General features: G+C 68.3%; 7 protein-coding genes and 2 pseudogenes. 5 read left to right on the top strand and 4 right to left on the bottom strand.

Annotated elements, in window-relative coordinates; genetic code table 11:
• Window positions 1–40: 40 nt before the first annotated feature.
• A pseudogene (gene istA / locus ACF07S_RS32655) lies at window positions 41–1,603 on the top strand (IS21 family transposase); the annotation flags it as partial.
• A 24-nt stretch (window positions 1,604–1,627) separates the two neighbouring features.
• A pseudogene (gene istB, locus ACF07S_RS32660) lies at window positions 1,628–2,421 on the top strand (IS21-like element helper ATPase IstB).
• A 38-nt stretch (window positions 2,422–2,459) separates the two neighbouring features.
• Here istB and ACF07S_RS32665 read toward each other — a convergent pair.
• The 3 genes from ACF07S_RS32665 to ACF07S_RS32675 all read right to left on the bottom strand — a co-directional run bounded on the left by ACF07S_RS32665 (window position 2,460) and on the right by ACF07S_RS32675 (window position 4,493).
• Entirely contained in the window at window positions 2,460–2,894 is a 435-nt protein-coding gene (locus ACF07S_RS32665) for a DUF6228 family protein (protein ID WP_365829243.1), read from the bottom strand.
• Window positions 2,895–3,036: 142 nt separating this feature from the next.
• Window positions 3,037–4,014: a TerC family protein gene (locus ACF07S_RS32670; RefSeq protein ID WP_391975846.1), complete on the bottom strand. Its 978-nt coding sequence runs from the start codon at window positions 4,012–4,014 to the stop codon at window positions 3,037–3,039.
• Between the two features lie 323 nt (window positions 4,015–4,337).
• Window positions 4,338–4,493 carry a DUF6131 family protein gene (locus ACF07S_RS32675; RefSeq protein WP_388064563.1) on the bottom strand — a complete coding sequence of 52 codons (156 nt, stop codon included), beginning with the start codon at window positions 4,491–4,493 and terminating at the stop codon, window positions 4,338–4,340.
• 466 nt (window positions 4,494–4,959) lie between these two features.
• Between ACF07S_RS32675 and ACF07S_RS32680 the strand changes: the two genes are divergently transcribed.
• Window positions 4,960–5,496 (top strand): hypothetical protein, encoded by a 537-nt coding sequence (locus ACF07S_RS32680; protein WP_391975847.1) that lies wholly within the window; start codon window positions 4,960–4,962, stop codon window positions 5,494–5,496.
• Window positions 5,497–5,680: 184 nt separating this feature from the next.
• Window positions 5,681–7,036 (top strand): acyltransferase, encoded by a 1,356-nt coding sequence (locus tag ACF07S_RS32685; protein WP_391975848.1) that lies wholly within the window; start codon window positions 5,681–5,683, stop codon window positions 7,034–7,036.
• An 88-nt stretch (window positions 7,037–7,124) separates the two neighbouring features.
• On the opposite strand, the gene ACF07S_RS32690 is transcribed toward ACF07S_RS32685, so the two are convergent.
• A complete protein-coding gene (locus ACF07S_RS32690; protein WP_391975849.1) occupies window positions 7,125–7,349 on the bottom strand; it encodes a DUF5133 domain-containing protein in 225 nt (74 codons plus the stop codon).
• Between the two features lie 1,296 nt (window positions 7,350–8,645).
• Between ACF07S_RS32690 and ACF07S_RS32695 the strand changes: the two genes are divergently transcribed.
• Complete coding sequence (locus ACF07S_RS32695) at window positions 8,646–9,701, top strand: hypothetical protein (RefSeq protein WP_391967129.1); 1,056 nt, start codon at window positions 8,646–8,648, stop codon at window positions 9,699–9,701.
• The last annotated feature ends 239 nt before the right edge of the window (window positions 9,702–9,940 follow it).

The raw sequence follows: 9,940 nt of genomic DNA on the forward strand, positions 1-9,940 counted from the left end.
CAAGGTCGATCTGTACGCGGCGATCCGCCGTGATGCCAGGATGGGCATGTCGACGCGCGCGCTCATGCGGAAGTACGGCGTCGGTTTCAACACTGTGCAGAGGGCTCTGAACTCGGCCCTGCCGGAGCCGCGCAAGAAAATGAGGCCACGGGCAACGCGCCTGGACCCCTACAAGCCGGTGATCGACGCCATCCTGAAGACGGACCTGACCGCGCCGCGAAAGCAGCGCCACACGGTCAAGCGGATCTACGACCGGCTCCTGGACGAGCATGAAGCCGCCGACGTCACCTACCAGATGGTCCGCGCCTATGTCGCCGCCCGCCGTGAGGAGATCCGTCTCCAGGCCGGCAAGGGGGTGGTGGAGGCGTTCGTCCCGCAGACCCACAGGCCAGGGGCGGAGGCCGAGGTCGACTTCGGCGATGTCACGGTGAAGCTGGCCGGCGAGCTGGTGACCTGCTACCTGTTTGCGTTCCGGCTGTCGTACTCGGGCAAGGCCGTGCACCGCATCTTCGCCTCGGCCGGGCAGGAAGCGTTCTTCGAGGGCCACGTCCACGCTCTCAACGTCCTGGGTGGAGTGCCGACCGGGAAGGTCCGCTACGACAACCTTAGAGCCGCTGTCGCCCAGGTGCTGGGCCTCTCCCGCCGCAGGATCGAAGCCGAACGGTGGACCGCCTTCCGCCCCCACTACGGCATCAACGCCCTTTACTGCCCGCCCGGCATCCGCGGCGCTCACGAGAAGGGCGGCGTCGAGGGCCAGATCGGCTGGTTCCGCCGCAACCACCTCGTCCCCGTCCCCGAAGTGGACACGCTGGCCGAACTCAACGAGATGATCGACCGTTGGGACCAAGAGGACGATGCCCGCCGCATCCGCTCCCGTCCCCGCACGATCGGCGAGTACTTCGCGGCCGAGCAGCCGTTGCTGGCGCCACTACCGGAGGAGCCGTTCGAGACCGGCCGGCTGTCCACACCACGGGTCGACCGCTACAGCCAGATCTGTGTCCGGATGAATCGCTACTCGGTGCCGGTGCGGCTGATCGGCCGCACCGTCCGCGTCATGCTCCACGCCTCCGAGCTCGTGGTCTACGACGGCCGCGAGGAAGTCGCCCGCCACGAGCGGCTCATCGCCCGCAATGGATCCCGCCTCGAACTCGACCACTACCTGGAGGCGCTGATCCGCAAGCCCGGTGCCCTGCCCGGCGCCACCGCTCTCGACCAGGCCCGGGCCGCCAGCCGGTTCACTCCCATGCACGACGCCTGGTGGGAAGCCGCCGTCAAAGCGCACGGTGAACGCGACGGCACCCGGGCCCTGATCGAGGTCCTCCTGCTCAGCCGCCACCTGCCCCACGAACACCTCGTCACCGGCCTCGCCGCGGCCCTGAAGACCGGTGCTCTCACCGCCGATGCCGTCGCTCTCGAAGCCCGAAAGGCAGCCGACGCCGACACCGGACGCGAAGAACCCCCGAAGCCGCCCTCCACCACCAGCCAGAGCGCCATCGCCCCGCTGCCCGCGGCCGTGAGGGCCAACCTGCCGCCCGACAAGCGGCCCATGCCCTCCGTCGTCCCCTACGACCAGCTCCTGCGGCTCCGCCGACCCGACCACCCCCACTCCGTGAAAGAGGAGAATGCCGTGACCCTTCCCCGCCAGCAAGGACTCACCGAGCAGGCCGTCACCACCGCCGTCGACCAGGCATGCCGGATGCTCCGGCTGCCCACCATCCGCTCTCAGTTTCCCGACCTCGCCGAGACCGCGAGCCGTGAGCAGATGTCCTACCTCGGCTTCCTCGCCGAACTCTTGCTGGCCGAGTGCGACGATCGGGCCCGCCGCCGCTCCGAGCGCCGCATTAAGGCGGCAAGCTTCCCCAGTGACAAGTCCTTGCGGAAGTTCGACTTCGAAGCCAACCCCAACATCGACGCGGCCATGATCCATACCCTCGCCAAGTGCGAGTGGATCAAGAAGGGCCTGCCTCTCTACCTCATCGGAGACTCCGGCACGGGCAAGTCTCACCTGCTGATCGCCCTGGGCACCGAGGCCGCGATGGCCGGCTACCGAGTCAAGTACGTCCTAGCGACCAAGCTGGTCAACGAGCTGGTCGAAGCCGCCGACGAGAAGCAGCTGACCAAAACCATCGCCGCTACGGCCGAGTCGACCTGCTCTGCATCGACGAGCTCGGCTACATGGAACTCGACCGCCGCGGCGCCGAACTCCTCTTCCAGGTCCTGACCGAACGCGAGGAGAAGAACAGCGTCGCCATCGCCTCCAACGAGTCCTTCAGCGGTTGGACCAAGACCTTCACCGACCCCCGCCTCTGCGCGGCCATCGTCGACCGCCTCACCTTCGGCGGCAACATCATCGAGACCGGCACCGACTCCTACCGTCTCGCCACCACCCGCGCCCGCGCCGCGCAGCAGGCCGTCGGCTGAACCGGACGCGGGAGTACCTGCCGGGCGACGTGGGCGACCTACCCCTGGCGCAGAAATTCCCGCAGGTCCGCAGCTACAGCCGTCATCCCTTCACCGGCTTCGATCACGGTCGTCACCGTGCACTTCCAGTCACCGGGAAAAAAGCCGGACCGAAGCGTCCAGTCCAGATACACATGACCACCCGAGCCGAAGGTCGCCGTCACGACCAGATGGTTGTTGATCCAAACCCGCTCCCCCTCCCAACCACGAAAGTCGCGCGCGAGGCCGTCGAAGAACTCGCTCATGTCATCCCAGACGGTGACGGTCACATTCTCGAGCCGTGCACGCACACCATCAGCAACGGCTTCCACCGCGAAGACGGACTCGTACTCATCCGCACGCAACCAGTCGAACAACCGGACAGAGGTCGCCAGCGCCCCCGGCCCCCGCACGACGAGCTCAGCTTGCCCTGGCCCCACCTCGATCAGACTCACCCGCCGAAGGATACGGACGTCGACACGTTGACGACATCACGATTCCGTGGCTCAGGACCGTTGCTGATTCTCATCAACATTCGACGGCCCAGCAGCAGCCATCTGTTCCCAGCTCCCACCGACAAGTGCTCTTCGTTCTGACCTACGTAGCCACGTCCTGCTCGTCGGTCAGTTCGAGAACGCCTATCAGGGCTGGCCTTTTGAGGCTGAGCACCACGGAACCTGTCAGGACGACGACGATGACCGCGAGGCTGATCGGTGAGGGGATTTCCGGGATGCTCGGGCTGATCAGCTTGTGGGATGCCTGGAGGATGAGCTTGACCCCGATGAAGGCGAGGATGATCGCCAGTCCCTTGTTCAGGTAGTGGAAGCGGTCCAGCAGGCCGGCGAGCATGAAGTAGAGGGCCCGCAGGCCGAGGATGGCGAAGGCGTTGCTGGTGTAGACGATGAAGGCGTCGTCGCTGACCGCGAGGACGGCGGGCACGCTGTCGACGGCGAAGATCAGGTCGGCGGCCTCGATCGCGGCGACCACCGCGAGCAGCGGGGTCGCCATCCGTATGCCGGCTTCCTTGACGAAGAACTTCGTCCCGGCGTACTCGTCGCGCACCGGGATGAGCTTGCGAAGCATTCGTACGGCGAAGCTCTTGCCCGGGTCGAAGCTCTCCTCCTCGTCCTTGAGGAGCTTGTAGGTGCTGTAGAAGAGGACCGCTGCGAAGGCGAACAGCACCGCGGTGAAGCGGCTGACCACGGCCACGCCGAGGGAGAGGAAGATCCCGCGGAAGACGAGCGCGCCGATGACGCCGAAGAACAGCACGCGGTGCTGGTAGGCGCGGGGCACCTTGAAGTATGCGAAGATCACGGCGAAGACGAACAGGTTGTCGACCGACAGGCTCTTCTCCAGCAGCCACGCCGTCGTGTACTCGGTGCCCGCCGTTGTGCCGAGGACGAGGAAGACCACCGCGCCGAAGATCAGGGCGAGGCTCACCCACAGGCCGCTCCAAGCGGATGCCTCCTTGAAACCGATGACGTGCGCGGTGCAGTGGGACAGCAGGTCCACCGCCAGCGACACGACCACCGTCGCGGCGAACGCCCCCCACAGCCAGAGCGGGACCTCAAGCATGCCGAACACTCTCACAATGGCCCGCGCGATTACGCCGACCCTATACAGGAGTGTCCGGCATTGCGCCCCCGGGGGCATGCGGAACGGGTGACGCCGGCCGGAGGCATGATCCTCAGGAGGCAGGTGATGACGCGCGTGCGCTACGGGTCGCGGCGGCCGCCTTCACGGCCACCGCGACCTGCGCGGCGCATCCGGGCGATGTCGCCACCGGCGCGGCGATCGGCCTGGTCAGTGCCTGGCTCACCCGGCACGCCCTGCACCTCATCCTGCGCCGCTGGACCAGCTACGCGGGACGTCGGTTCGGTGCCGGGTACGGAGGCCGGTCACCAGTAGTGTCGGCGGCCGGCAACTGCGTGGCCCAGGGATCCCATGATCCACAGGATGGCGCCGATGACCGCGAGGATTATCCCGATCGTCCACAGGATCGATATGCCGGTAACGAAGCCGACAACCAGCAGAATGATGCCGAGCAGGAGCATGACCGCCTCCATTCCGCAGTAGTGCTGCTTTCACTGTGGACCTCACCACGGCACTAGGGAAGCCCTGGTGTCCTCTGAGCTCGCTGCGTGGTGCGACACGGCCAGCGCGGGCCCGGCCCCGGGCGAAGGCCGCCCAGGTGGCGTGGCTCGGTCCGGGCTTCCGGGGCATGCGCACGGACCGCCGAGAGGTCGTTTTCTCCCATTGTTTCATCCCGGAATGCGGACTTCATCATGTGATGTCGGGTCGCACCAGGAGATGGTGGTCTCACCGGTGAGGTGGCGGGCCATCAGGTCAGTCATGGCGAGGCGGACCATGGCTTCGGAACGGGCGGGAACGGAATTCGCTGACTTCGTCGCCGGTCTGGGTGGCCCGGGCCGTCCCCAGATCACGATCAACCCCACTCCGCTTGCCCGAGATCGTGTGGGTACTCAGGGTGGGACTGGCGGGCTGGTGAGAGGAGCGACCATGGCAGCCCTCTTCGCACGGCGTGTCCGGTGCGCCCTTGCCGCTGCAGCCTTTGCCGTGGCCTTGACCACGAGCGGATGTGGCGGGGATGACGACTTCTCCCTGCCGGACTGGGACGCGCCGGGTCAGAACGCCCGCATCGGTGACATCATGATCCGGTACGCGCACGTGCCGGAACCGCGCGGCAAGCCGTGGCAGCCAGGCAGTGACGTCCCCGCGTACGTGTGGCTCTACAACAAGGGCAGCGAGGCCGACAAACTCCTGGGCGCCAGCACGCCGAATGCGACTTCGGTGGACATCGTCGACTCCGACGGCAAGCCGCTCCCCGACGGGGTGGACCTACCCATGACTGCCGTCGCGGCGCTCGCCGCCGCCGTGTGCCTACTGGCCGCCCCGCTACTCCGCCTGAGTGGATTCACCGGGCAAGGGCCCCTGCCGCCAGCACGCGAACGGCATCGAATGTCACTGACATTGATCATGATGAGCGCCGCGAAACGACTCCCAAAGTCACGTCGAAACGACTTCCCCGGGGACTGACACAGCCAATCAATCGAAGCTGGGGGCCAGGGGCGGCGGTGCGGGCTGATGATCGACATGAGCTGCCAGCACCGGAGAGCGGTTGGCTCCGACGACGGCGGTCCGTTTTTTTCCGGGGCGCGGGGGACGGGCGCCTGGTGCGTGGTTGCCGATCTTCGCCAGGGTCCATTCGTAGGATGGCCACATGCCCGGCCTGCGGGAGCTCGCGGAGCGCATACCGGCACGGCGTGAACGCTATGTCGACCTGCTGCGGGCGCTCGCCATCCTCATCGTGGTGCTCGGCCACTGGATGGTCATCGTGGTCACCGGCGGGGCACGCGGCCTGGACGGCTTCAGCGCCCTGGAGGTGCTGCCGTGGGGCCGCCCGATCACCTGGCTGCTCCAGGTGATGCCGGTGTTCTTCATGGTGGGTGGGTTCGCCAACGCCGCCTCGCTAACCTCGCACACTCGCGGGGACGGTGACGTCGGTGACTGGCTGCTCGACCGCAGCGCGCGGCTGGTACGGCCGACGACCGTGCTGCTGGTGACGCTCGTCGCCGCCGCACTGATGGCCCGGCTGGCGGGTGCCGATCCAGGTCAGGTGGGCCGGGCGGTGTGGCTGGCCGCGATCCCGCTGTGGTTCCTGCTCGTCTACCTCGTGGTGGTCTTCCTGACGCCGCCCATGCACCGCCTGCACCGGAGGGTGGGGCTGGTCGTGCCGCTGGTACTGGTGGGGCTGGTCGCCGCGGGTGACGTGGCGCGGCTGGCGTTCGACGCGGCGACGCTGCAGTTGGGCAACTACTTGTTCGCCTGGCTGGCGGTGCACCAGATCGGCTTCGCCTGGCAGGACGGGACGCTACCGGTCCGGCCCAAGGTGGCCGTGCCGTTGCTGGTGGGCGGTGCCCCGGTGGCGGTGCTGCTCACGGTGGCCGGCCCGTACCCGGTCAGCATGGTCGACGTTCCCGGTGCGTCGTTTCGCAACCTCTCGCCTCCGACGCTCGCGCTGCTCGCGTTGGCCGCGGCTCAGCTCGGGCTGGTGCTGCTGCTGCGAGACGCGGCGAGGCGGTGGCTGCAACGGCTCGGGCCGTGGATGGCCGTGATCGCCGTGAACTCGGTGATCCTGACCGTGCTGCTGTGGCACATGAGCGCCTTCGTGCTCATCGCCGTGGCCGTGTACGCCTGGGGTCTGTTCCCACTGCCCCAACCTCCAGGGGACACAGGAGCGTGGCTGCTGTGGAAGCTGCCGTGGCTGGTCATGCTCTTCACCGTGCTCGGCGTGTTGGTGGCGGTCTTCGGCCGGGTCGAGAGGCGCCGTCTACGGCGCGGAGCCGAGACCTCCTGCAGTCGGTGGACGCCGAGGGCGCTCCACCGGCCCCGGCTGCGGGCCACCGCGACTACCCTCGGCTACGCCGCCTGCGTGCTCGGTCTGCTCGGTGTGGCCCTCACCGGTCCGGCCGACCACGGCCCGCTCGGATTGCCGACCACATCCCTGGCCGTTTTCCTGGCCGGCGCGGCCCTGCTCCGCGCGGCCCGCGCGGCAACCGGTCGACAGACCGACTGACGGGGCGGGCTGAGGCGCCTGCCACAGGATTGTGGCGCCGCTGTCCGGACCGTGCCGCGCATCTTCGGGGCGCAGCCAGTGCGGTATGTCAGTGGCGGAGGGGCTGCTCTCGTCTCATGGCCTCGGCCAGTTGTCGACGGGCGACAAACAGTGCTGTGTCCAGCTGGCGGGTGCCGGTGATCACACACAGTGTGTAGGTGGCGTCCTCAAGCTGGCGGGCGGTCTCGGTGCTGTTGTCGTCGGCCAGGCGGTGTCTGAGTGTTTCGCATCGTTCGACCAGCTCCCGCAGGAGCGAAGGGTGCGCCGTGATCATGGCTGGCTTCCTTCCGGTGTAGCTCGGGCGGACCAGCCCCTTCACCCATACGGTGGCAGTCGTCGGCGTCTGCCGCATCCGGAGGCCGTGGCTTGGCGGGGCACCCCGGCTGCCGGCCGCGGTGGCCGGCGGAAATTCCCGGAGCGCCGATGCCCTGAGGGGTGGAATGTTGACGCGGCCGTGACGTTGCCCGGGCTTTGCCCCGTTGGACTTCTGACACGTCGTGCAGCGTGTCGGCGGTCCGACGCATGCCTCCCCGGCGTGCCGCAGCTCGGCCCGCACCCCTGGTGCGGTTGTACCGGCTGGTGACCGACGCCCCCGCGGGAATATCATGACTCGATAGGACCCGGGGCCGCCGAGCAGTGTGTGGCGCGCGGGCCCGGGGGGGGAGCCTCTCAGGGACTTCGGGGACTCGACCCCAGGGGAAGGGGCGCTCATACGACCTGGCGGGCCTTCCCGGAAGAGCCTGACCCGCCTGCCGATCACGCCGCAGCCCCGCTCGCACCAAGCCGGTGTGCGCCATGGCGTCATCTCATCCGTCAGGCTGCGAGCCAGGTGATGACTCGCCCTCCGGCCCGGCGGCACCGGCTCCACTCACACGGCCGGGGGCCAGCGACAGCATCACCGCTGTCTGCAAGCGAAGGCAGGCGATCGCCTCGGCCAGCTGGTCACGCAGGCACACACCCGCCGCGTACCCGGCTGCCCGAAGAACATCTGGCCTGTCCTGACCAGGCATCTCTGAATCTCTCAAGCGAGCCGGTCCGCAACGGCAAGCACAACAGCGGCGGCAACGAGCACCGCTGAGTAAGCGACCATCACGGCCCGGCTCCACCCGCCGTCACGCCTGACGCCGACGCCCAGATCATCCCGCTCGGGCCGGGAGCCAGTAAGTCCGAGCGGTGCCACATACGGCACGTCGTCAACGCGAGGATTCACGCCCGGAACAACGCGTGATGAGGGTATTTCGACACAGCACAACCGCCGTCATTACCCGTTCAGCCCACACGCTGCCCACACACCGGCGCCGCACCCACCCCGGTCCGCATGCGAGGTCAGGGCCACTTCGAAACTCCCCCGCCCGTTGCCTTGGGCCCAACAGAACAACAGGCGTCCGGGGGTGGTGCGTCCCAGCCGGTCATAGAGGTACGGACGCGAACGGGCCCAGCCTCCGCGCAATCTTGCTCGGGGTCCCACAGGATGGTCCCCGATTGCCCGGCCGCGGGAATGGCCGGCGGACAGCCGTTTCCAGATGCGCGGCGGGCCGGACCGGCCGCCTGACCCCCAGGAGCACACGCTATGACAGTGATGACTGATGCGCTCGTACCGGCGTTGGAGGATGCCCGCGAGGCGCATGAGGCGGTCGTCGACCGACTGCGGGCCGATGCCACGGTCACGCCGCCTGGCCCCTACCGGCAGATGCTCGAGCGCCAGGTGGACGACGTCCAGGACAGCCTTCAGCGCATCGAGCACCACGTGCGCGAGCTGCGGCCCCGCGGCGGGCTTGTCGGGGGAAGCGTCGATATCGCGCGGTTCATCTCGCGCAGCGTCGTGCGCACCGCCATGCTGCCGCTGACCATCGGATCCACGCTCGTGACGAACATGCTGCGCGGCCGGCGGCCGAACGACGAGCGGCGGCTGCTGGAAAACGCCGAAGACGAGTACGCGATCACAGCCCGGGCGCTGGCGGCCTGCCGGGCCGGCCAGAGCATCGCCGAAGCGGTCCATGACCAGGCCACCGCCGACCTGCTCGCCGCACTGCGGCGCCAGGACGAGGAACTGCTCGAAAGGCTGGAGAACAGCGTCACCCAGAACGCACGGGCCGTCGCGGCCGCGGCCAACAGCTCCGTCCAGGACAATGGCGGCGACCTGACCGACGCGGCCGCCCGCACCGTGCGGACCGCCGCCGACCGGGTGCAAGATGCCGCCCAGACCGGTGGCCGACGGGCCAGGGGTGCGGCCGAGGGCGCGGTGCGCGAGATGCCCGAGCCGACCCGGATGGCCGAGGAGGTCCAGGGGGCGGTGACCCGGGAGGAGGAATTGCCCATCCCCCGCTTCAGCCAGCGCAGCGCCGACGAAATCAAGCAGCAGCTGCGCACGCTCTCCCAGTCAGACCTAACAGTCATCGAGGGATATGAACGCACCCACGCCAAGCGGCCCGGAGTCCTGGACGCCATCGAGCAGCTACGCGGCAGTGAGCCCTGGGACGGCTACGACACCATGAACCCCGACCGGATCACCGCCCGGCTGCACGACGCTCCCTCCAGCGTGGCCCGTCAGGTGCTGGAGTACGAGCGGCGCCACCGCCAGCGCGACACCGTCATCTCCGCCGCCGAAGCACGCACCGCCCAATAAGCTAGGCGGCTGAGCGTGCTGCCGCCGGCGGATGAATGCAGGCAGCCCTCGCCCGGCAGCCCGCACGGGGCATCATGAGCTGGCTCTGGAACCTAACCCTCAATCAGGCTCCACGGCGCTGTCACGTTGGCTGACCGGGTGGGAGGATCTTCGGGTTGGTCATGCGAGGAGGAGCCGTCCGTGGGCAGCGCGCCACCGTCGTACAGAGGGCATCGGTACCCGGTGGAGGTCATCTCCCA

Origin of the sequence: Streptomyces sp. NPDC016640 (genome assembly GCF_043076215.1) — a bacterium.
Lineage (GTDB): Bacteria > Actinomycetota > Actinomycetes > Streptomycetales > Streptomycetaceae > Streptomyces.

Excerpts from the sequence above, each read along its gene's own strand:
- ACF07S_RS32670 (WP_391975846.1), bottom strand. The coding sequence starts at position 4,014 with ATGCTTGAGGTCCCGCTCTGGCTGTGGGGGGCGTTCGCCGCGACGGTG.
- ACF07S_RS32675 (WP_388064563.1), bottom strand. The coding sequence starts at position 4,493 with ATGCTCCTGCTCGGCATCATTCTGCTGGTTGTCGGCTTCGTTACCGGC.
- ACF07S_RS32680 (WP_391975847.1), top strand. The coding sequence starts at position 4,960 with ATGGCAGCCCTCTTCGCACGGCGTGTCCGGTGCGCCCTTGCCGCTGCA.
- ACF07S_RS32685 (WP_391975848.1), top strand. The coding sequence starts at position 5,681 with ATGCCCGGCCTGCGGGAGCTCGCGGAGCGCATACCGGCACGGCGTGAA.
- ACF07S_RS32690 (WP_391975849.1), bottom strand. The coding sequence starts at position 7,349 with ATGATCACGGCGCACCCTTCGCTCCTGCGGGAGCTGGTCGAACGATGC.
- ACF07S_RS32695 (WP_391967129.1), top strand. The coding sequence starts at position 8,646 with ATGACAGTGATGACTGATGCGCTCGTACCGGCGTTGGAGGATGCCCGC.